Origin of the sequence: Numidum massiliense (assembly GCF_001375555.1) — a bacterium.
Taxonomy (GTDB): domain Bacteria; phylum Bacillota; class Bacilli; order Thermoactinomycetales; family Novibacillaceae; genus Numidum; species Numidum massiliense.
Window position 1 is genome coordinate 1,684,974 of sequence record NZ_CTDZ01000009.1, and the last position, 21,690, is coordinate 1,706,663.

Below are 21,690 nucleotides of genomic sequence, written 5' to 3' on the forward strand. Positions count from 1 at the left end.
TTAATGCTCATCCTTTCGTCTCCCGATCCAAGCGGCCATGCGGCCAGCCCGTTCACCGTCGCGGCGATGGGAAAAAAACAACTGCTCGTCGCAACACGTACAGTAACGCGAGACGTGAATGTGTGCCGCGGCAACCCCGGCCCGTCTTAAAATCGCCGCGTTGGCCTGCTTTAAATCTACCATATAACGTCTTTCATCATGCGCCTCCGCCTGCTGGATCACTGCCTGGCACACATCTGGCTCTGGCACGTTCGCCAACTGTTTGCGAAGCGCTGTGGCGACGCGGTCGTCAACCTCGTAGCAACACGCACCGATCGACGGTCCGATCGCAACGTGTACATTGGCCGGATCCGAGTGAAAGGCGACCTGCATGTGGGCAACCATTTCCCCGGCAATACCGGCGACCGTTCCCCGCCACCCAGCGTGGGCGATGCCGATCGCGCCGCTTGCGGCGTCCCAATAAAACAGGGGCACACAGTCGGCAAAAAAAGCGGTCAGCAACACATCTGTTTCCTCCGTGATGAGCCCGTCTGTTGCGGCAATCGCTGTATCGTGTGCGCGAAATCCCGCGCCGCGTTCCGCAAGACTCACACGCGCGATGCGTTTTCCGTGCACTTGGTCGGCACACGTCCACGCCTCCGGCGTAAACTTAAGGGCGTGCACAAGTTGCTCCCGATTGGGGACGACGTCCTCTGGGTCGTCGGTTTTTAAGTGTAAACTGTAATGATAGCAAGATGCGTCCGCAAGTACCTGCTCACAAGATGTACCCGCTGTCTGTCGCTCGCCGCTACCGCGCACGCTGATCCCAGCAATCGTGCCGGGAGCCTGCCTGTCCAACAAAGGAATCGTCAGCATCGGTACACAAGCGCGTTTTTCATAAACGAACGGTTCCACGCGATTTCCTCCTCCACCTCATATTACCATAAACATCCCCGTGAACAAACGCCTTTTTAGACTTTTAAGAAACACATAAAGCGACCCCTCATTTTTTTTGAGGGGTAAGCGGTGGTCGATAAATGCTTTTCTCCACGTCGCGGTCGTAATAATCGTCGGCTGTCTCGGAGACAGTATCTAAGCGAACGAGGATCACATCGGAACCGATTTTGACGATATTTCGCCACGGGATCACGTATTCCTCGTCGGAGCCAAAAAAGCTGAGCACTTTCGCTGTCACGGGAACGACGATCGCTTCTACGCGCCCGAGGGCAAGATTTAGCTCCAAGTCGTTCACTTGCCCCAACCGTTTACCGTCCGTAATGTTAACGACGTCCTTCGTCTGTAAATCGGAGATTTTAACCACTTTAATCCCCCATTCCGCCTGTCTCTTACAGTACATTATATGAGACATCCACCCATAATGTGTACGAAAGCGAAAAATGCTCAGGAGCACTTCCACGAACACTTCCAGTAAAAAAACCGCCCTACGGACGGTTTAAACAGTTTAATTGGTATGTATACGTGTTTCCAGCCAAGTCGGGCCGGACTACTAGAGCAACATCGGAGCCACCTACACAATACTAATGTTTTTCTGCATCTGCTGAATGGCTGCCTTTTCTAAGCGAGACACTTGCGCCTGCGAAATGCCGATCTCGTCTGCCACCTCCATTTGCGTTTTGCCATCAAAAAAGCGCATAGATAAGATCAGTTTTTCTCGGTCGTTTAACTTTTGCATCGCCTCCCTGAGGGCAATCTCTTCGACCCACTGAATGTCTTTAATCCGTTCGTCACTAATTTGGTCCATGACGTAGATCGGATCTCCGCCATCGTGGTAAATCGGCTCGAACAAGGACACCGGATCTTGAATCGCATCCAGCGCGAAGACGATATCTTCCTTCGGCACGTTCAATTGTTCGGCGATTTCACTGACAGACGGTTCCCTGGAATTAGCATTCGTTAATGCATCGCGCATTTGTAGCGCCTTGTAGGCAATGTCGCGGAGCGAACGCGAGACGCGGATCGGATTGTTATCTCGCAAGTAACGGCGAATCTCCCCGATGATCATCGGTACCGCATATGTCGAAAACTTGACATTTTGTCCGAGGTCGAAGTTGTCGATTGCCTTCATCAACCCGATACAACCGACTTGAAACAAGTCGTCGACAAACTCGCCGCGGTTGTTAAACCGCTGAATGACACTTAATACGAGGCGTAAGTTGCCGTTGACTAATTTTTCTCGCGCCCACAACTCCCCTGCTTGTAATTTACGGAACAACTCCCTCATCTCTTCGTTTTTTAGCACTGGGAGCTTCGACGTATCGACTCCGCATATTTGAACTTTGTTTCGTGCCACGAATTCTCCCTCCTAAAAGGAGCTTTACTTGCTGTAGTTAAGTATCTCCGAGGGAGAAAAAAATATAAGTCGCATCATTTGCGCGGCAGCTAAATATAAATGTATCAAACCATTTTGTTAAACTCTTTGCGCAACCGCTTTAGGATGCGCTTTTCTAAGCGCGAAATGTACGATTGTGAGATACCTAAGAGGTCGGCGACGTCTTTTTGCGTCATCTCTTCTCCCCCTCCGAGGCCGAATCGCAACTGCATAATCGTCCGTTCGCGCTCATTTAACGTCTCCAGCGCCTGCCGCAACACTTTTTTGTCCACTTCGTCCTCGATATTGCGATAAATCGTATCCCCGTCGGTGCCAAGGACGTCAGATAGCAGCAGTTCATTGCCGTCCCAATCGATGTTTAACGGCTCGTCAAACGACACTTCGGAACGAATTTTGTTATTGCGGCGCAAAAACATGAGGATTTCGTTTTCAATGCAGCGGGACGCGTACGTCGCCAGTTTAATCTTTTTCTCCGGATCGAACGTGTTCACTGCCTTAATGAGGCCAATCGTCCCGATCGACACTAAATCTTCAATATTGATCCCCGTATTTTCAAACTTGCGCGCAATGTAGACGACGAGGCGCAAGTTGCGCTCAATGAGCACCGCGCGCACTGCTCGGTCACCTTGCGGCAACTTTTGCAACAAATGTTCTTCTTCTTGACGCGTCAGCGGCGGCGGCAGTGCCTCACTGCCCCCGATATAATAAATTTCCTCCGCTTTAAGCTTCGTCGCCATTAAAAACCGGTACCACCACAAGTAAAAAAACCATTTCCACTTAACGAACACTTTTTTCCCTCCAAAAAACATGATTGCCGTTCATAAGATTACGCCCACATCACGAGCGGGGATCCTTCTCTGGAACATCTACTGCTAAGCTCGCTACAACTCCATTTCCTCCGCCCGCCGCAAAGCTAACCGACCGCTTCGAGGAACGTCGGATGCAAAATCATCTGGTACGAACCGTCTGACGACAACACACCGTCGTCGATGCCGACCAAAATACGCGTGACAGTCACCGTTCGTTCACCCGCCGCAATCGTGACTTGATCCGGTTTAATCGCCAGCAAAAAGTCGGTGCCGCGCGTCACGCCGCGGTACGGAATGAGCTTCACCCGCGTCAGCCATTCTGGCGGCAAATTCGTCAACCCTGTCATAACATCTTGTTGCTGGACAGCGCGCCTAACGCTATCCGGCAATAGCGGCTGCAGCAGGTTCTGTTCCGCGATGACGACCGGCGCCTTCGTAAGCGGGTCGTACAATTGGTTACCCGTGTCGATCAACCCAGTCGCCTGTACCGATTGATCCCTAATCGACACTTCAACTTGTACCAAATAGTGGTGCATCGTCTGCCTTCTCGCCAGTGAGCGAAACGTCGCCCGCGAATACAACCAGACGAGGGGAAAAGCGATGGCGACGAACAGCCACGAAATCGGCGTCCCCATCCCGGTGCCCTGCGTCACCAAGACTCCGTTCACGACTTCTTGGTGATCGAGCAGGGCGAAGTGCGCTGCAAACATCCCTCCCCCCACGACGAAGGACACGAAATAAAACACCCCCCAATTGCGTAAAAATGCGTGTCGACTGCGAAAGCCGAACGCCGTCAACACCATGAGGGTGGACAGGATGAGCTTTGCCAACCACGTAAACACCCACGACTGCACAGGCGCTAGCATCGCCGCCGCATACAACGCTCCGAGAAGCGCTGCCACCGCGAGTCGCCAACCGGCCACCTGCTGTTTACGGATCGCACCGGTCAGCTTTAACAATAAAAAATCCACGAGAAAATTGAGGAGAAAGACCATGTCCGCATATACCGTCATGTCCCACTCCTCCCCACGCGAAAGTTAGGAATAGTATACATTACATCGTATTCCGAAAGGTGTAGAAACTTGCCACCTTCCTCCCGATATTTTTGTCGAAAAAAGATCGCGTCGCTGTCGCATTTTTGCATCGTTGTTGTAGGAATTTGTCTCTAGTCAGCACTTGCGGTACAGCAGGAAGTATAGCGAGACATATAGTGAGAAGTGCAAAATAATGCTGGAAAACGTACGGAGGGGCTTTTTTGCACCACATCATCTAGTGTATAATGAAGTATTGTTAGTTCATCTTAAGAACGAAGTACCTAAGAACGAAATACCTAGTATTAAAGAAGTACCTAGTATTAAAAGAGATGACCCGACGTTCGTGTTATCTATCATGACGTATGATTTAAATATGGGGAGTTTTTTCAATGTCGAACAAAGATTTTTTACGCAACATCGCCATTATCGCTCACGTCGATCACGGTAAAACGACACTCGTCGATCAACTGCTCATTCAATCGGGTCTGTTTCGCGAAAATGAACACGTCGCCGAACGGGCGATGGACTCGCACGACTTAGAGCGGGAACGCGGCATTACGATCTTAGCCAAAAATACAGCCGTACCGTACAAGAACTATACGATTAACATTTTGGATACACCCGGGCACGCCGACTTCGGTGGCGAAGTCGAACGCATCTTAAAAATGGTCGATGGCGTACTGCTCGTCGTCGACGCGTTCGAAGGCTGTATGCCCCAAACGCGCTTCGTGCTGCGCAAAGCGTTGGAACGGCAATTGACACCTGTCGTCGTCGTGAACAAAATGGATCGTCCGAACGCCCGCCCCGCGGAAGTACTCGATGAAATTTACGACTTGTTCATCGACCTCGAGGCGAGTGAAGAACAACTCGATTTCCCGGTACTGTACGCTTCCGGGGTGAACGGCTGGGCGACGACCGATCCTGAACTACCGGCGAACGACTTGCACGCCTTATTCGAAACGATTTTAACACACATCCCCGCGCCAGACGTCGATCCCGACGGCCCGCTGCAAATGCAGTTGACGATGCTCGATTACAACGATTACCTCGGGCGCATCGGTATCGGCCGCATCGAACGCGGGACACTGCAGCGCAACGACGACGTCGTGCACATCCACCGCGATGGCACGTCGGTGCGCACGCGCATCAGTAAATTATTCGGCTTCGTCGGGTTAAAACGCGTTGACGTCTCGAAAGCTACAGCAGGCGATATCGTCGCCGTCGCCGGTTTAGAAGAGCTAAACGTCGGCGAGACGATCGCCGATCCGGACCAGTCGGACGCACTACCGTTACTCGCGATCGACGAACCGACGTTAAAAATGACGTTCCTCGTCAACAACGGGCCGTTCGCCGGCCGCGAAGGCACACACGTCACGTCGCGCAAACTACGTGAGCGCCTCTTCGCCGAACAACAAAAAGACGTCAGTTTGCGCGTCGAGGAAACAGACAGTTCGGAGGCATTCGTCGTCTCCGGCCGCGGCGAACTGCACTTGTCCATCTTGATCGAAACGATGCGGCGCGAAGGGTATGAATTCCAAGTGTCCAAACCGCAAGTCATTATGCGCGAGATTGACGGTGTGCGTATGGAGCCGTTCGAACACGTGACGATCGACGTCCCCGAAGACTACATGGGGACCGTCATGGAGTCGCTTGGCGCGCGCAAAGCAGAAATGACGCAAATGGAACACTTGTCGAGCGGCAGCGTCCGCCTTGAGTTTACCGTTCCGGCGCGCGGTCTCATCGGGTACCAAGGACAGTTTTTGACGGAAACGCGCGGTTACGGGATGATGAACCACTCCTTCGACAGTTACCGCCCGCAGCTCAAAGGGACGTTCACGACGCGTAAATCGGGCGCACTCATCGCCTACGAAAACGGTAAAGCGACGACGTACGGCCTGATGGCTGCCGAAGAACGCGGCATACTGTTCGTCGACCCCGGCACCGACGTGTACGAAGGGATGATCGTCGGCGAACACGCCCGCGACAACGACTTGGCCGTCAACGTGTGTAAAGAAAAACACGTCACAAACATGCGCTCGGCAACGAAAGACGAGACGGTGAAACTTAAAGGAGTCAAGCATTTGAGCCTCGAGGAAGCGATCCAGTTTTTAGCGGACGACGAGTACTGTGAAGTGACTCCACAGTCGTTTCGCCTGCGCAAAAAGTACTTGACGAAATCGGAACGCACCCGTTACGCGAAGCAGCTGAAATACACGGCTAAAGAAGGATAATTGGAGTAGTGTGTGGCTAAAATATGCGGCTCAAGAAAGAATAATTGGAGTAGTGTGTGCAGGAATTTGTTGATATATTGTGTGTGTGCTAGAGAGGTTAACCGATGGATGGCTTTCAAAATGGCAAACGAGCGGTTGAAAATGTATCAAGCCAATCTTTGTAAAGCGAGGTTAAATAACATGGAAGTTTTTGCGGAATTCTTAGCACGTATTGATCACCCGCAACATCGGACCCGAACGGAAGAAGTTTTGGGTTGGGTATGTAATAAATTCCCAAATCTGATACCAGCAATTAAGTGGAATCAGCCCATGTTTACCGATCACGGCACATTTATAATCGGCTTTAGCACAGCCAAACACCATTTGGCTGTTGCCCCTGAAAGGGCAGGAATTATTCATTTTTCTGATGAAATTGTGCAGGCCGGCTATAGTCATAGCAAAATGCTGTTACGTCTCCCGTGGGATCGCCCGGTTGATTTCTCATTACTCGAGAAAATGATTGAGTTTAATATCTTGGATAAGGCGGACTGCGCAACTTTTTGGCGAAAATAAAACACATGCAAAGTAGAACCATAAAGCGGGACGACCGGGAAATTCGATATTTGTACGAAACGCGAAAAAAGGCACTTTTAGATGAGCGATCAGTGATCGTCGCAGCCGAGCAGCAAGGCATGCAATAAGAAAGAACCTTTAATGAAGATAATGAGACACGCTTAGCGTTGTCCGTTGTATAGAATAAGACAACGTGCGCCGTTCGTAAGAACAACGTGCGCACGTTGTGTTAACAAACTAACTACACGAGCAGCGCTTCCGACGGCCACTTTTCTTTTGTATAGGCCATCTCCCAAAACGCTAACTCCCACTCAGTGGCAATGACAAACTGCTCTTGCATTCGCGCTTTTTCCGCAACGCTGGCCCCTTCTGCCAACCGATCGAACAAGTCGACAAACTCCTGCACCCCCTGTTGAAACCAGTCGCTCGCATATGTACGAATCCAGTTTGCGTACAACGGCTCTTGCGGCTGCGCCTCCTTATTGATCTCGCCAATCTCCCCGTACAACCAATAACACGGGAGCAAGGCCGCAATCGTTTCACTGAGCCTACCCGAAAGTGCCGCCCGGTACATGTGGGACGTGTACGCGTAAGCCGTAGGGGCTGGTTTAAACTGCGCCATTTCTTCATCTGTAATGCCTAACGCTTCCGCATGCTGCTTATGCACCGTCAGTTCTGCTTCGGCCGTCGTTTTTGCCTTCTCGGCTAGAAAAGCAGTGATGCGAAAATCGTCCGCTTGCACCGCTGCCATCGCATGGACTTTTCCGAAATGCTTTAAGTAGTAAATGTCCTGCAAAATGTAAAACTTAAACGTGTCAAGGGGCAAATTCCCATTGACAATCCCCATCACAAACGGATGACGCAAACCTTTCTCCCAACTCGGCTTCGCTGCTTCACGCACAACCTCTGAAAAACGCATAAAAAAATCCTCCTCTTTAATGAATGGGTTTCCCAAGAGAAGGAAAGGGCACGTCCGCTCTTAAAATAAAAACACTTTCTATCAAATAGAAAGTGGGTGTGTTTCGTCGAACCGCATATTTATTCGTCGAAACAGTCGAACGAACGATGGCTCCACTTCCCTCCGCTGGTATTGTCCAGATCAGGTTCCAAGGGTCTTAAAGTCGCACTTTAATCTCAGCCTTTTCAAGGCCCCCCTAGCGGAAAAATATGCAATTGTCGCATACACATCCATATTAACACAACGAAAAATTAATAGCAAATAGTTCTTTATCCATGTATGTGTCAAGCTTTACTCGACGACCTTACAGGATCAAGGATTTAAAGACCTAAATATGTCATTCCCTAACGTTCACTTGTTGTCCGCCCTTGAGGAGTTAACTCTTCAAGGACGGCGATTAACCACCTTATCCAAATACCCAATAGCACTTGAAGCTGATGCGGCACCTACTTGGATCCTGCCAACTTGAACCCCAATGTGATCCGACTTACCTATTCGCCTCGCATGGCGTTTTAGTTTTTGTGTCACTTGGCGGTTGGGCCAGACAGTTAATAATGCCTGTCTCAACGTCCCATTGGTAACGCCTTGTTGTACTTTGGCGATGGCTTGAGCCCCTTCTTCACTCCAGTACATGCCACGACGTTTCATGCGGTATGCCAGACGTCTCTGGTTCGATTCCATGCATCCCATCCTACGAGCATTTTTTGGCACGTCTGGACTAACCTCACGCCAGTCGCAGAGGATCTCCCAGTGCCCTTCAAGATACTTCTGCATGTTCTCGATACGCTTTTCCTCTCGCTCCGTCTCTGCATTTCCCTGTGCCGTATCAATCACCGCTTTAAACCTATCCTTATTTTTTTCGGATATTGCCTTTTCAATTTGAGGAATGAGCCTTGGCTGGCGGCTCAACCCGCGACGAATACTCCTCTTTACGTGAAAAGGATCCAATTGGCGGACAACCGATGTCGCTTCAGAAAAGGTATTTTGAACGCGTTCCTCAGAGATCCATGAAGCCGCATCCGCATTAGTCGCCACATGTGTATGTGAGAGATCCCAACGATGTCGAATCGCTGCATAACCTATTTCCCAAAAGTCATCCACCGATTCAACGGTAGAAAAGACGTGACGATCTGTTAACGAGACACGCTGTCCGTTTTGCTCCCACCCGGTATAGGCAAGCATATTTTTGATCTCTATTCCTTTGCCTCTCCCTTTGACGTATAAGCCATCTGCTTCGCAATATAAGTGCTTAACGGACGGAGAGTTAGGAATTACCGTATCCTCAAAAATTCGATCCCTTTTTTCAGCATCCATGACAGCTTGAGCTTCACCTGCTTCTTTTACTAAGCGCTGAAACGTCGTATGGCTGATCGTTATACCGGCAAGTTTTTGCGTGACCTCTGAGGCGAGGCGGTAGGTCATTCCCGGCGCTGCAGCTAACTCTGCTCCGAGCATCATAAGGTCTGGGCTGTATCTTTTACGGCGTTTTAAACCGATTGCCTCATCGACAGGGTAATGTGCGTTTCCGTTTCGGTCGTACATCAAGTGGCGTTTATAGGACACTGTCCCAAAAAAACTGGTGAACTCCCGGCTGTCCAATCGCTCACTTTTCCAACCGTATTTTTCCTTGTAATGCGTCGTCATCATCTGATCGAGCTGCTCCAAAAATTCTCCGAACAGATCAGCCATCACTTCCATCAGGCGAATACGTAAGCTTTCCCAAAACGACAACATATCTGTAGACTGTTCCAAGATAGTAGCGATTTCTGGTATAATGGTTTTCAAGGAAGACCTCTCCTTTCGTGGTGGTTAGGAGTACTATTTAGGTCTTCCTTTTCTATATTCTCCCTCCAAATTCCTGCTAAAACCCTTCGAGAGAAATGTTACACATACTTTATCCATCCTTCTTGCATCAACCAACGCCGTTCCATTTGCTACGAATCACAAGTAGAAAACGTTCCAACTAATCCTTCCCTTTTGCGTTGTTCGTACTCACTGCGCAAAATACCCATTAAAATCGTATCGCGATAGCGCCCCTTATGGTAATACCGCTGCCGCTTTCTCCCCTCTTCCTTAAAACCGCACTTCACGTAACACTTGTACGCGCTCGTATTATAGTCGTACACGTCGAGCTCGAGTTTATTTAAATTCATCCGTTCAAACACAAACTGTTGCAATAGTAGAATCGCTTCACTCCCGTAGCCCTTGCCGTGCTCTTCAGGATTTCCGATGACGATGCCAAGCATAGCCACGCGGTTTTTCCAATCGATGGAATATAAATCAATTTGCCCGATATACGTGCCGCTTTCTTTGTGTGCAATCACAAAACCTTTTTGTTGCGTCTTCCCTTCCAAGATCGCATTTAAATAAGCTTCGGTATCGTTCACCGTGTGCGGATACAAGAAATTGTCCGACAGGTTGTCTGTAATCACCGGATCGTTTACCCACTTGCGCATCTTGGTGAGGTCTTCTTTCTGGTACTCTCGCAGCATAATTCGTTCGCCGTACACTCTTGGCATTGTCTCTCTCTCCTTCTTCGTCAGATAACATTTTTACTACTATAGCTGCTATCTGTACTTTCTGCAAGAGTTTTCCACCGCAGTCCCTCTAACATGAAGACGACGATTAGGTGGGCGCGCAACGCGCATGTGAACGGATCTATGACTTCAAAGTGCTCATTTTAGCACACAACATGGAGGGACTGATCACTGCGGAACAGCATTTATACGAGCAAGCGATCGACGTGTTTGAAAAGCAATCGGTCTATCGCGTAAGTACTATCCCGATCCTTGGGTCGGAAGTGTGCTTTATCTTAATATAGGAGAGTCGTGTTACCGCGATAAGCAATACGACCGGGCGCTACGTTGTTACAATATAAAGGGTCTGATGAAACGCAGTTGATTTGCAAAAAGGGAAAGAGGTTAGCCGAAAAGAGTAGGTTGTTCGATAAAAAGAAGGACTTCTTGCAAACTATTACGCGCAGATTGGGGATCGCGAGGCATTTCAGCTATGATCCCTACAGTGTTCGTAGGAGGTACAAGCTTCGTCGTAAAGCCCCACTCTTACGAAACGGAGCAAAACCGTTAACCACTTTGCATCTTTCAGGCGCATCCAACGAGTCGCATCATGTCACTGTTCCCACCGTAAGGGGACGGCTCTCTCGCTGTCCCCTTCCTGTTCCATTCGCGTTCCATTGTACCTATTGCGCCGTGTAGCCGCCGTCTACGAGCAAACTCGCACCGACGACGAACGAGGCGTCGTCGCTCGCTAAGAAAACGACCGGCTTCGCAATTTCCTCCTCGCGTCCAAAACGGCCAATCGGATGGAGCGCCACGAGTTGTTGCTTCTTCTCGTCATCGAGAATGTCGAGGAGCGGTGTATCGACATAGCCGGGGCACACCGCGTTGACGCGAATGCCTTGTTTCGCATAAGTAATCCCGAGTGTGCGCGTCAAGTTGACGACACCAGCTTTTGACGCAGAATACGACGTGACACCGTCTTGTCCTACGTGACCGAGAATGGAGGCGCAGTTAATGATCGAACCGCCTTTTCCCGCCGCGAGCATTTGTTCAATCGCATACTTGTCCGTCAAAAAGACACCGGAAAGGTTGACGTCGATCGCACGTTGCCACTGTGAAAGCGTCAGCTCGTGCGCGGGTATGCCGTCGGTAATACCGGCATTGGCAAACACGACATCGACCGGGCCGAACCACTCCTTCGTTCGTGTAAAGAGCGCTTTTATATTCTCTTCTTTAGAAACATCGCAATGGAAAAAGCGCACGCGATCTTCGCCGCCTAACTTGCGCGCTACTTCCTCTCCAGCCTCGCTGTAATCGCCGATCACGACGTTTGCGCCTTCTTCGAGAAACGCCTTCACCGTCGCTAAACCTAAGCCACTTGCCCCACCTGTCACGACCGCAACTTTACCAGAAAGTTTCAACATTGCTCACTCCTGTTGATTTTGTCGTTGTACATGGATGTCTTTACGGGAGAGTGTCCTAATGTTCCATCACCTGATGTCTTAGCCCGCTTTTCAACTATTGGCTCGTTTTCGTCGAACCACACCTTCATTATACTGCACATACAAGCGCACTCACGAGCCAATTGTTACAAGCACCCAACTTTGTCAGACACATCCATAAACTTACGTGCGGCTAAACTTAAGCAACTCCCCTCTGAGTAGGCAAACACTAATGTACGAGTCGGGTGCGTGTCCAACGATACGTACAGCGGACTATGCGTCGAATCGTGCCGCACAACCATCCGGGGAACTAACGTTACCCCTAGTCCCGCAGCAACAAGTGACTGCGCCGTCTGAATATTGCTCGTCACAAAAGCGACATGTGGCTGATAACCGCTTTCCGCACATAAGTCGAGCACCACGCGCCGAAAGCCAAACCCTTGCTTGAGCAAAATGAACGGCGCGCCGGCAACCGACGCCATCGGCAGCACCCGCCCGTGACCTGTTGTTACTGCACTTACCCCAGTACCCACCCGATTCCCGCGGTTGTTGCTCGCATCCTCCACGCCGCTCACGCCAATGTCGTTAATCGCCTGACCGACGTCAGCACCCTTAACGATGCGCCGCACGTCTTCCGACATCCAATGTCTCTCCATCCGCGGAAGCGCCAGTAACAACGGTTCCGTCAACATCGGACGCGTATCTAATCGGCTACTTTCTAGCGGCAAGGGTAAAATAGAAAAATCGACGAGCCCCCTTTCCGTAATTTTTTCTATCGCTGCTGGTGACTCCTCGATAAGCTGCACACTTACTTGCGGGTATTTTTCGGAAAAAGCTTGGATAGTCGGAGGGAGGACGTGGCCACCTGTCACAGGTGGGACACCGATCGCCAATTCCGCGCCCATCTCTTCGCTCCCGTCACGCATTTCGCGTAACAAGTCGTCGTGAGCCTTGACGATCGGCACTGCCTTTTCAATAAACATTTTCCCTTCATGCGTCGATACAACCGGACCACGCCGACGATAAAATAAGCGAACCCCGAGTTGTATGTGTCAAGCTTTACTCGACGACCTTACAGGATCAAGGATTTAAAGACCTAAATATGTCATTCCCTAACGTTCACTTGTTGTCCGCCCTTGAGGAGTTAACTCTTCAAGGACGGCGATTAACCACCTTATCCAAATACCCAATAGCACTTGAAGCTGATGCGGCACCTACTTGGATCCTGCCAACTTGAACCCCAATGTGATCCGACTTACCTATTCGCCTCGCATGGCGTTTTAGTTTTTGTGTCACTTGGCGGTTGGGCCAGACAGTTAATAATGCCTGTCTCAACGTCCCATTGGTAACGCCTTGTTGTACTTTGGCGATGGCTTGAGCCCCTTCTTCACTCCAGTACATGCCACGACGTTTCATGCGGTATGCCAGACGTCTCTGGTTCGATTCCATGCATCCCATCCTACGAGCATTTTTTGGCACGTCTGGACTAACCTCACGCCAGTCGCAGAGGATCTCCCAGTGCCCTTCAAGATACTTCTGCATGTTCTCGATACGCTTTTCCTCTCGCTCCGTCTCTGCATTTCCCTGTGCCGTATCAATCACCGCTTTAAACCTATCCTTATTTTTTTCGGATATTGCCTTTTCAATTTGAGGAATGAGCCTTGGCTGGCGGCTCAACCCGCGACGAATACTCCTCTTTACGTGAAAAGGATCCAATTGGCGGACAACCGATGTCGCTTCAGAAAAGGTATTTTGAACGCGTTCCTCAGAGATCCATGAAGCCGCATCCGCATTAGTCGCCACATGTGTATGTGAGAGATCCCAACGATGTCGAATCGCTGCATAACCTATTTCCCAAAAGTCATCCACCGATTCAACGGTAGAAAAGACGTGACGATCTGTTAACGAGACACGCTGTCCGTTTTGCTCCCACCCGGTATAGGCAAGCATATTTTTGATCTCTATTCCTTTGCCTCTCCCTTTGACGTATAAGCCATCTGCTTCGCAATATAAGTGCTTAACGGACGGAGAGTTAGGAATTACCGTATCCTCAAAAATTCGATCCCTTTTTTCAGCATCCATGACAGCTTGAGCTTCACCTGCTTCTTTTACTAAGCGCTGAAACGTCGTATGGCTGATCGTTATACCGGCAAGTTTTTGCGTGACCTCTGAGGCGAGGCGGTAGGTCATTCCCGGCGCTGCAGCTAACTCTGCTCCGAGCATCATAAGGTCTGGGCTGTATCTTTTACGGCGTTTTAAACCGATTGCCTCATCGACAGGGTAATGTGCGTTTCCGTTTCGGTCGTACATCAAGTGGCGTTTATAGGACACTGTCCCAAAAAAACTGGTGAACTCCCGGCTGTCCAATCGCTCACTTTTCCAACCGTATTTTTCCTTGTAATGCGTCGTCATCATCTGATCGAGCTGCTCCAAAAATTCTCCGAACAGATCAGCCATCACTTCCATCAGGCGAATACGTAAGCTTTCCCAAAACGACAACATATCTGTAGACTGTTCCAAGATAGTAGCGATTTCTGGTATAATGGTTTTCAAGGAAGACCTCTCCTTTCGTGGTGGTTAGGAGTACTATTTAGGTCTTCCTTTTCTATATTCTCCCTCCAAATTCCTGCTAAAACCCTTCGAGAGAAATGTTACACATACTGTGAAGTCTGGCAAATCACCGTCTCACACATTCTTCTCCAGTTAAGCTTGTCCAACCGCCGTCAAACGCGGCATGACGTATCATTTGAGCGCTTGCCTTTTTTACGGCATTGAGTAAACGACAGCCTTTTTTACGGCATTGAGTGAACGACATTAAGGATTTCGTTTGTCCGATGCCTTTCGTTTTTCCCGATGCCTGACGGCATGGCGTTCGCGCGACTTTACGATGCGCAACCACCATTATAGCAGTCCGGAAGTCGATCGTTCAATCGTCATCGTTTTCCATACGCTGTATGTCCCCTATTGTCTGTGATATAATTAATATAAAGAAAGTTTCGCCTGCGAAAGATGGTGGTTGCTGTGAGCGATTTGCTCGATCCCAAAATCGATTTTGTCTTTAGTCAAATGGCTCCTTTTTTAAAAAGGAATCGACCCATCAAACTGGGGGGAATTGGAAATGGGCGAATTCAAAAAGATAAATTGACTTCAAAAAAAGGTGATCTACCAATATACTTGTATAGAGAAGATGGCACAAGAGGAGAAGATCACATGCTCGTATTAGAAAACGATCAGTTCAAACAGCGGGAAGACGTCCAGATCGATCCCGAAGACCGCGGCTACCAATTTGGCGATGGCATTTACGAAGTGATACGCGTGTACGACGGTCAGCCGTTTTTGCTCGGCGAACATATCGAACGCCTCGTCCGGAGCGCCCGCGAAATTAAACTACCGTTACCGCTATCAGCTGAGAAGCTGGAAGGAAAAGTAACAGAGTTAATTGCACAGGCGGGATCGTCATCAACAGGAGTAACTAACGCCACCGGAAACGTGTACGTACAAATTACGCGCGGAGTCGCGCCGCGTACCCACCAATTCCCGAAAAATCCGCAACCGAAGCTCATCGGCTACTTCATCCCCGCCGAGCGGCCACACACCGCGATGGCAAACGGGATTAAGGCGATCACCGCGCCTGACATCCGCTGGTTGCGCTGTGACATTAAGAGTTTAAATTTATTGGGGAGTGCGTTAGCGAAACAAGAAGCGGTTGAGCGCGGTTGCCAAGAAGCGATCTTACATCGGGATGAAGTCGTCACTGAGGGCAGTTCGACGAACGTCTTTATCGTAACGGACGGCATGCTCCGTACGCACCCGGCAAACCACCTCATTTTACACGGCATTACACGCGCGACTGTGCGTCAATGTGCGGAACAGCTCAATTTGCACGTGAGCGAAGCGCCGTTTACACTACGTGAACTACTGGCGGCAGACGAAGTGTTCATTACGGGGACGACAGTAGAAATATCTCCCGTCATCGAGATCGATGCACGACCGATCGGTAACGGTAGCCCGGGGCCAGTGACGCGGCGGTTGCAACAAGCGTTTGCAGAACTGATTGACCAAGGCGTAAAATAAGCCTCGCAACGCGTCAACACGTCATTAATACGGTCGACAGCCACGATTTTCGCCAGTCAGCGACGTCCGTGCGATAGTCAGCAACGTAGTGCGACAGTTTCTAATGTTAATGGATCAAGCGCAGGATCAAACACAGATAGCTCAAATTGAACCGCAAGCGATTCTTATTTATCTGTTCGGAGGGGTGATCGATGAGGCGAAGGCTTTGTAAATCTTCTTACGACCGCTGGATGTTTGGGGTGTGTGGCGGTATCGCCGAATACTTCGGACTCGACGCGGCACTCGTACGCATTGTTTGGTTAATTGCGGCGTTATTTTTCGGAACGGGTGTGCTAATGTATTTTGTTTTATTCATTTTAATGCCTTCGGACGACCGGTATGACGATGATCGATACTAAGCTGAAAGAAGGTCAATCTACCTTAATGAGGTACGGTGCCATACGTCGAAGGCTACGTGACGCACCGTAAAGTAGGCGGGGCAATAGCCCCGCCTTCGCCGTGTGACGCTACCGTATGTTAACTAATGGAACAAAGACCATACGACATTTGTTTCTTATTCACTGACGAACCATTCGTGCAGTTTCGTGTCGGTACCGAGTCCGATGTGCGGCCCGTGAACCCGTTTGTTCATAGCCAGAAGGTCAACTGGCTCCCACAGTGGCAATACGGGGAGTTCTTCGTTCATCAGTTTTTGCCACTTCACGTACGTATCTTTACGGTAGTTCTCGTCTTCCATCGCTTTCTTACCTAAAGCTTCTTTCAGCAATGTGTCCGACTCTTCGTTCACCCAGCGCGGATGGTTCCAAAACGCATTGCTCGCCCACAAACCGGTCGGATCGGGATCTGCGCCGGTTTGCCAGCCGGCAAGGTAAAGTTCGATCGACGGGTCGTCCTTATCTTTCATTTCGCCCATAAGGTCGAAATCGAGCAGTTTTCCACTGTTCAACTCGACATTCAAGCCGACGTCTTTCCAGTTCTGTAGCAGTTGTTGGGCACGTCCTTCATACGTCGAATCTTTGGCGTGCGCACTGAACGAAATTTTGAACTCTTTGCCGTCCGGATCTTCGACGAACCCGTCGCCGTTCACGTCTTTATAGCCCGCTTTCGCCAGCAGTTCTTTCGCCTTTTCCGGATCGTATTTGTAATCTTCCAGTTCAGACGGATCTGCAGCGATCCAGTGGTTTGACGGAATGACCGTGTTCAACACTTTCGCTTTATCAAACAAGTACGCTTTGATCAACGCTTCGCGATCGATCGCGTACAACATCGCTTTGCGCAAGTCTTTGTTTTGGAACTTTTTGTTGTCCATCACAGCCTTGCCTTCTTTTTTGTCCCAATGACCGAATTTGAAGCCGACAAACCAGTAGCTCACATCAGGCACGTCATGTACTTCGATATTGTCCAGTTTTGACAACTCTTCCAGCTGGAAGGGAGCAACATCCATATAGTCGATTTCGCCATTTTTTAATGCACCAGCCACCAATGAAGGATCGACGACTTTAACGATCAGCTTATCCAACTTCGGTTTCCCTTGCCAGTAGTCGTCGAACCGTTCCATTTCGACGTATTCGTTCCCTTGTACTTTTTTCACTTTGAACGGGCCAAGTCCGATTGGCTCTTTACGGACTTTCGGAGATTTGCTCAAATCTTTCACCGCGATGCCTTCGTAATGTTTGCGCGGCATCGGGTAAGACCAAATATTTTCGATATGGTTGACGCGCGGTTCGATAAACGTAATTTCGATCTCGTAGTCGTTGATCACTTTAATCCCGGAAATCTCTTTCGCTTTCCCTTTTTTGTACTCTTCAGCGCCTTTAATCGTCTCTACGTTCGTATAGCGCGGGCCTTCGTAATCTTTATGGGCGATCACTTCGAGGGCATACTTCCAGTCTTCAACCGTCAGCTCCTCGCCGTTGTGCCACTTCACGCCTTCTTTAAACTTGAAGGTGTACGTTTGATTGTCTTTCGTGTCCCACTCTGCGATATGCGGTTGGACCTTCAATTCATCGTCGTACTTAAACAAATTGTCCATCATAAAATTTAAGATGTAATCGTCGGGACTCCCACTGTAAAAACCGCGTTCCAGCAGCCCTTCAAATCCAGAATCGCTCTGCAGTCCCGCAACGAGCGTACCGCCTTCTTTCGGCTCTGCTGCTTTCTTATCGCCGTCTTTGCTGTCGGTATTCCCGCTCTTGTTGTCCGCCTTCCCAGCGTCATTCTGACCACAAGCAGCGAGAACCATGGAGAACGCTAAAATGATCGTCAGTAAAATCATGAATGATTTTTTCAGCTTCATTACAATCGGTACCTCCCTTATTGTCTGTAACAAAAGTTGATAAAGCCGTAGAAGTGCATACTTCCGGCCATAAAACGTTGCGTTACTTGCCGTCGGTAAGGTGCCATTTGTGCTTCTCGACGTCAGAGCCGAGCCCGATGTGCAACCCGCCGACGCGCTTATTCTTGGCCATTATACCGATGTTTTCCCATACGGGCAATGCTGGCAGCTCCTCGTTAAACAGCTTTTGCCATTCGACATACGTTTTGATGCGGTAGTCTTGGTCAAACGCTTTTTCACTTAACGCATCTTCCAACAATTGTTCCGATTTTTCGTTCACCCAGCGTCCGCGATTCCAGAAAGCAGTGCTCTTCCGGATCGTACGTGTACTGCGTCAGTTCCTTTTCATCCGCGGAGACCCAGTGGTTCGACGGAATCGGCGTGTTGATCACTTTCGCTTTCCCTTTGTGATAAGAGGGCACGCCTTCGATCTTTTCCACGTTTTTGAACCGCGAGCCATCGTAATCTTTGTGCGCGATCACTTCAAGGGCGTACTTCCAGTCTTCGACGGTTAACTCCTCTCCGTTGTGCCATTTGACGCCTTTTTTGAACTTGAACGTGTACACTTTGTTGTCTTTCGTCTCCCACTCGGCAATGTGCGGCTGATATTTTAGTTCGTCGTCAACTCTCAACAAATTTTCGTTAATAATGTCGATGACCTCAGCGTCGGTCGCCGAGCCGGAAAAAGCTTACTCGAACAATCTTTCGAACTTGTTGTCGACAGCGGTGACTAACGTCCCACCTTCGGCCGCGTCGTCTGTCGTCCCCTTGTCGTCTTTGCCGCTGTCTTTCGTGCCACCTTTTGCTTCGCTGCCCTTCGTCTCACCTTGTTTTCCTTGATCGCCGCGAGCGTCTTTCTCACCGCAAGCTGCAAGGAACAAGGAGAACGTCAAGACAAAGGCGAGCAACAGTATGAATGACCTTTTCGCTTTCACCTAAAATCCCCGCCTGATTACACTCCGCAAAAGCACATGCCGCCAAACTGTAGCAAACGTTCGCCTTCCGGTAAACCTCACCTCCTCAATAGGCAATTAACATTCCATTGCAAAAATTCCCGAGAAACGATACTGCGGTAACGACTGCGTTTATCCCTCGCAACATTTTTACAATGATAGCTGTAATCATTTTGCGATTTGGGTATGTACCGCTGCTTCGCATTGTCGCGTGCATTCTTCCTCGGTTATGCCGCTTATGCCTATTTATAGTTTTCTGTATTTTTAAGTGCTACGTCCTTCTCTTTCGCGACGGTAGCACGGTAGGCGTTACAAATCGTTGCATGCCGCGAACGATTTGTAACTGTTATATAGCATCATAACCTATTTTAGAAGCTTTGACTATCCCATATTAAATTTTCCTAATCAAAGGCGTCTGTCTTACTAAATTAACTTATTGGCTACGTGGTAGAATATGACACCAATCGCAGACAATAAAACGCCAAACACCAATAATGTTAGCGCATTCATTGGAGACACAGTAGAAAATGCCGTTTAAATAGGCATTTTCTACCCCTTAACGCGTCGATTTCGGATTGAGGGCGTCTTTTAACCCTTCACCGACGAAGCGGATCGACAAAATCGTTAACGTAATCGCCACTGCCGGTGGCACCCACATCCAAAGCTTGTTTTGTAGCACGTCTGATTCACGCGCTTCGTGGAGCATGTTCCCCCAGCTCGGTATTTCCGGCGGCACGCCGAACCCGAGGAAACTTAAGCCCGTTTCGGCGACTATCATCGTGGCAAACTGCAATGTCGCGTGCACGATGATGACCGATAACACGTTGGGCAGCAAGTGCTTCACGATCACTTGTCCCGGCGTACAGCCGATCGACGTGGCACTCATAATATACTCATTCTCTTTTTCCGACAGTATTTTACTGCGCACGATCCGCGCCAGACCCCCCCACGACATAAAGCCAAACACGAGTATGAGTACCCACACGCCAGACACTTTCCCCATTAAAATCGTATTTAACACGATCACAAAGATCAAAAACGGCAACACGAGTACAAAATCGGTGACACGCATTAAGAAGCGGTCGACGATGCCGCCAAAATAACCGGCGAGTGAACCGATTAGCGTGCCGATTAACGTGGCGAGCAGTGTACCGCCGAGACCGACAATCAGTGAAACTCTTCCCCCGTAAAATAAACGCGTAAACACGTCGCGCCCGTTCTTATCTGTGCCTAGCCAATGTTCCTCCGACGGGCTCAGACTTATCTTGCTCACGTCGACGCGACTCAAATCGGTCGGCAAGACGAACGGTGCGATAAACGCACACAGCATGACGAACAACAAGAAACACGCGGCCACGACAGCCAGACGGTCTTGCAAAAACTTGCGCCGCGCGATCGCCCAAGGGGAAAGACTTTTTTGCTTTGCGTTCACTAATTCACTCGATGGTTCAACCGCTGTTTTCATTTCCTTTCCCCTCCTTTAGTCATAGCGAATCCGCGGATCGACCAAGCCGTACAAAATGTCCGCAATTAAGTTCCCGAGTAACGTAAAGAACGACAAAAATAAGGTCACAGCCATAACGACAGCGTAGTCGCGCCGCGTAATGGAATCTAAGAAGAGTTGGCCAATTCCCGGGTAGGTAAAGATCGTTTCCGTAATGACTGCGCCACCTACTAATGCTGCAATGTCAAAACCGATAAACGTAATGAGCGGGATGACCGAGTTGCGCAAAATGTGCTTATTGTAGATCGTCGACTCTTTCGTCCCTTTCGCCCGAGCCGTACGGACGTAGTCTTTCCCGCTGTTCTCGACAATGTCGTTACGCAAGTATTGCGTGTACGAAGCCGTCGACAACATCCCTAACACGAAAGAGGGCAATAAGACGTGATAGAAGCGGCTCAACCAGTAGTCGAGTGTCCCCTCGTCCAGACCGATCGCCACCGAACCACTCGACGGGAACCAGCCGAGCTTAAAGGAGAAAAAGTAAATCGCGACGATCGCAGCGACGAAGGATGGGATCGCCAAGCCGACGTAGTTGTACACCGAAACGAGATTGTCTCCTAACGTGTACGGCTTGCGACCGGAGTACATCCCCATCGCAAAAGCTAAAATATAACTAATGATTAGCGATATAACCGCCAAAAACAGCGTATTCGGCAACCGTTCAGCGATTAATTCAGTCACCGGTACTTTATACACAAAAGAATTTCCGAAGTCCCCGTTCAACACACCTTTCGCCCAACGTAAATACTGGATGTGAATCGGATCGTTGTAGCCGAGTTTTTCCCGCATTTCTGCGATGTATTCCGGATTCGTATTTGTCGGGTCAATCTCGCCACCGAGGGCGTCCCCTGGCATTAATTTTGCCAGGGAAAACACCACGATGGAGAGAATGATAAGGATGGGGATCATTCCGAGTAATCTGCGGAGCGAATAGGTCAGCACGCGCAGTC

The 21,690-nt window shown here is 49.6% G+C and carries 23 protein-coding genes and 1 riboswitch; of the genes, 6 read left to right on the forward strand and 17 right to left on the reverse strand.

Translation table 11 applies throughout. The features are described 5' to 3' along the window. The 5 genes from pgeF to spoIIGA form a co-directional block, all read right to left on the reverse strand. The gene (gene pgeF / locus BN1247_RS08365) at nt 1–894 is read right to left on the reverse strand and encodes a peptidoglycan editing factor PgeF (RefSeq protein ID WP_054949974.1); all 894 of its coding nucleotides are present in this window, start codon (nt 892–894) and stop codon (nt 1–3) included. Between the two features lie 88 nt (nt 895–982). Beyond that, nucleotides 983–1,336 (reverse strand): YlmC/YmxH family sporulation protein, encoded by a 354-nt coding sequence (locus BN1247_RS08370; RefSeq protein ID WP_054949975.1) that lies wholly within the window; start codon nt 1,334–1,336, stop codon nt 983–985. A 171-nt stretch (nt 1,337–1,507) separates the two neighbouring features. Beyond that, complete coding sequence (sigG, locus tag BN1247_RS08375) at nt 1,508–2,290, reverse strand: RNA polymerase sporulation sigma factor SigG (RefSeq protein ID WP_054949976.1); 783 nt, start codon at nt 2,288–2,290, stop codon at nt 1,508–1,510. A 104-nt stretch (nt 2,291–2,394) separates the two neighbouring features. Beyond that, on the reverse strand, nt 2,395–3,117 hold the full coding sequence (sigE, locus tag BN1247_RS08380; protein ID WP_054949977.1) for an RNA polymerase sporulation sigma factor SigE: 723 nt from the start codon (nt 3,115–3,117) through the stop codon (nt 2,395–2,397). Between the two features lie 125 nt (nt 3,118–3,242). Beyond that, complete coding sequence (gene spoIIGA / locus BN1247_RS08385; protein ID WP_054949978.1) at nt 3,243–4,151, reverse strand: sigma-E processing peptidase SpoIIGA; 909 nt, start codon at nt 4,149–4,151, stop codon at nt 3,243–3,245. A 410-nt stretch (nt 4,152–4,561) separates the two neighbouring features. Between spoIIGA and typA the strand changes: the two genes are divergently transcribed. From typA to BN1247_RS18395, 3 genes are all read left to right on the forward strand, one after another. Then, entirely contained in the window at nt 4,562–6,403 is a 1,842-nt protein-coding gene (gene typA, locus BN1247_RS08390) for a translational GTPase TypA (RefSeq protein WP_054949979.1), read from the forward strand. Between the two features lie 180 nt (nt 6,404–6,583). Further along, on the forward strand, nt 6,584–6,955 hold the full coding sequence (locus tag BN1247_RS08395) for an iron chaperone (protein ID WP_054951575.1): 372 nt from the start codon (nt 6,584–6,586) through the stop codon (nt 6,953–6,955). Nucleotides 6,956–6,960: 5 nt separating this feature from the next. Beyond that, a complete protein-coding gene (locus tag BN1247_RS18395; protein ID WP_261796033.1) occupies nt 6,961–7,083 on the forward strand; it encodes a hypothetical protein in 123 nt (40 codons plus the stop codon). Nucleotides 7,084–7,196: 113 nt separating this feature from the next. Here the strand turns inward: BN1247_RS18395 and tenA are convergent, their stop codons facing one another. From tenA to BN1247_RS08410, 3 genes are all read right to left on the reverse strand, one after another. Next, nucleotides 7,197–7,874: a thiaminase II gene (gene tenA / locus BN1247_RS08400; RefSeq protein WP_054949980.1), complete on the reverse strand. Its 678-nt coding sequence runs from the start codon at nt 7,872–7,874 to the stop codon at nt 7,197–7,199. A gap of 140 nt (nt 7,875–8,014) precedes the next feature. Beyond that, nucleotides 8,015–8,121, reverse strand: a riboswitch (TPP riboswitch). Nucleotides 8,122–8,297: 176 nt separating this feature from the next. Further along, nucleotides 8,298–9,647, reverse strand: coding sequence for an ISLre2 family transposase (locus tag BN1247_RS08405; protein ID WP_187119684.1), 1,350 nt, complete (start codon nt 9,645–9,647; stop codon nt 8,298–8,300). Between the two features lie 200 nt (nt 9,648–9,847). Further along, a complete protein-coding gene (locus BN1247_RS08410) occupies nt 9,848–10,432 on the reverse strand; it encodes a GNAT family N-acetyltransferase (protein ID WP_054949981.1) in 585 nt (194 codons plus the stop codon). Between the two features lie 110 nt (nt 10,433–10,542). Between BN1247_RS08410 and BN1247_RS08415 the strand changes: the two genes are divergently transcribed. Next, on the forward strand, nt 10,543–10,734 hold the full coding sequence (locus tag BN1247_RS08415; RefSeq protein WP_054949982.1) for a hypothetical protein: 192 nt from the start codon (nt 10,543–10,545) through the stop codon (nt 10,732–10,734). Between the two features lie 378 nt (nt 10,735–11,112). Here BN1247_RS08415 and BN1247_RS08420 read toward each other — a convergent pair whose 3' ends face one another. The 3 genes from BN1247_RS08420 to BN1247_RS08430 form a co-directional block, all read right to left on the reverse strand. After that, complete coding sequence (locus BN1247_RS08420; protein ID WP_187119753.1) at nt 11,113–11,853, reverse strand: SDR family NAD(P)-dependent oxidoreductase; 741 nt, start codon at nt 11,851–11,853, stop codon at nt 11,113–11,115. 167 nt (nt 11,854–12,020) lie between these two features. Next, the gene (locus BN1247_RS08425) at nt 12,021–12,857 is read right to left on the reverse strand and encodes a LysR family transcriptional regulator substrate-binding protein (protein WP_054949984.1); all 837 of its coding nucleotides are present in this window, start codon (nt 12,855–12,857) and stop codon (nt 12,021–12,023) included. Nucleotides 12,858–13,026: 169 nt separating this feature from the next. After that, nucleotides 13,027–14,376 (reverse strand): ISLre2 family transposase, encoded by a 1,350-nt coding sequence (locus BN1247_RS08430; protein WP_187119684.1) that lies wholly within the window; start codon nt 14,374–14,376, stop codon nt 13,027–13,029. 708 nt (nt 14,377–15,084) lie between these two features. Between BN1247_RS08430 and dat the strand changes: the two genes are divergently transcribed. Continuing rightward, a complete protein-coding gene (gene dat, locus BN1247_RS08435; RefSeq protein WP_054949985.1) occupies nt 15,085–15,948 on the forward strand; it encodes a D-amino-acid transaminase in 864 nt (287 codons plus the stop codon). A 191-nt stretch (nt 15,949–16,139) separates the two neighbouring features. Then, complete coding sequence (locus tag BN1247_RS08440) at nt 16,140–16,346, forward strand: PspC domain-containing protein (RefSeq protein ID WP_054949986.1); 207 nt, start codon at nt 16,140–16,142, stop codon at nt 16,344–16,346. A gap of 155 nt (nt 16,347–16,501) precedes the next feature. Here BN1247_RS08440 and opp4A read toward each other — a convergent pair whose 3' ends face one another. The 6 genes from opp4A to opp4B form a co-directional block, all read right to left on the reverse strand. After that, nucleotides 16,502–18,244 (reverse strand): oligopeptide ABC transporter substrate-binding protein, encoded by a 1,743-nt coding sequence (gene opp4A, locus BN1247_RS08445; protein WP_054949987.1) that lies wholly within the window; start codon nt 18,242–18,244, stop codon nt 16,502–16,504. An 82-nt stretch (nt 18,245–18,326) separates the two neighbouring features. Then, nucleotides 18,327–18,563 carry a hypothetical protein gene (locus tag BN1247_RS18160; protein ID WP_231633207.1) on the reverse strand — a complete coding sequence of 79 codons (237 nt, stop codon included), beginning with the start codon at nt 18,561–18,563 and terminating at the stop codon, nt 18,327–18,329. Then, a complete protein-coding gene (locus tag BN1247_RS18165; RefSeq protein WP_054949989.1) occupies nt 18,520–18,915 on the reverse strand; it encodes an ABC transporter substrate-binding protein in 396 nt (131 codons plus the stop codon). The genes BN1247_RS18160 and BN1247_RS18165 overlap by 44 nt, the downstream gene beginning before the upstream one ends. Before the next feature lie 57 nt (nt 18,916–18,972). Continuing rightward, nucleotides 18,973–19,218, reverse strand: coding sequence for a hypothetical protein (locus tag BN1247_RS18170; protein ID WP_054949990.1), 246 nt, complete (start codon nt 19,216–19,218; stop codon nt 18,973–18,975). Nucleotides 19,219–19,792: 574 nt separating this feature from the next. Continuing rightward, nucleotides 19,793–20,701: an oligopeptide ABC transporter permease gene (gene opp4C / locus BN1247_RS08465; RefSeq protein WP_054949991.1), complete on the reverse strand. Its 909-nt coding sequence runs from the start codon at nt 20,699–20,701 to the stop codon at nt 19,793–19,795. A 15-nt stretch (nt 20,702–20,716) separates the two neighbouring features. Beyond that, complete coding sequence (gene opp4B / locus BN1247_RS08470) at nt 20,717–21,682, reverse strand: oligopeptide ABC transporter permease (protein WP_054949992.1); 966 nt, start codon at nt 21,680–21,682, stop codon at nt 20,717–20,719. Nucleotides 21,683–21,690 lie beyond the last annotated feature (8 nt).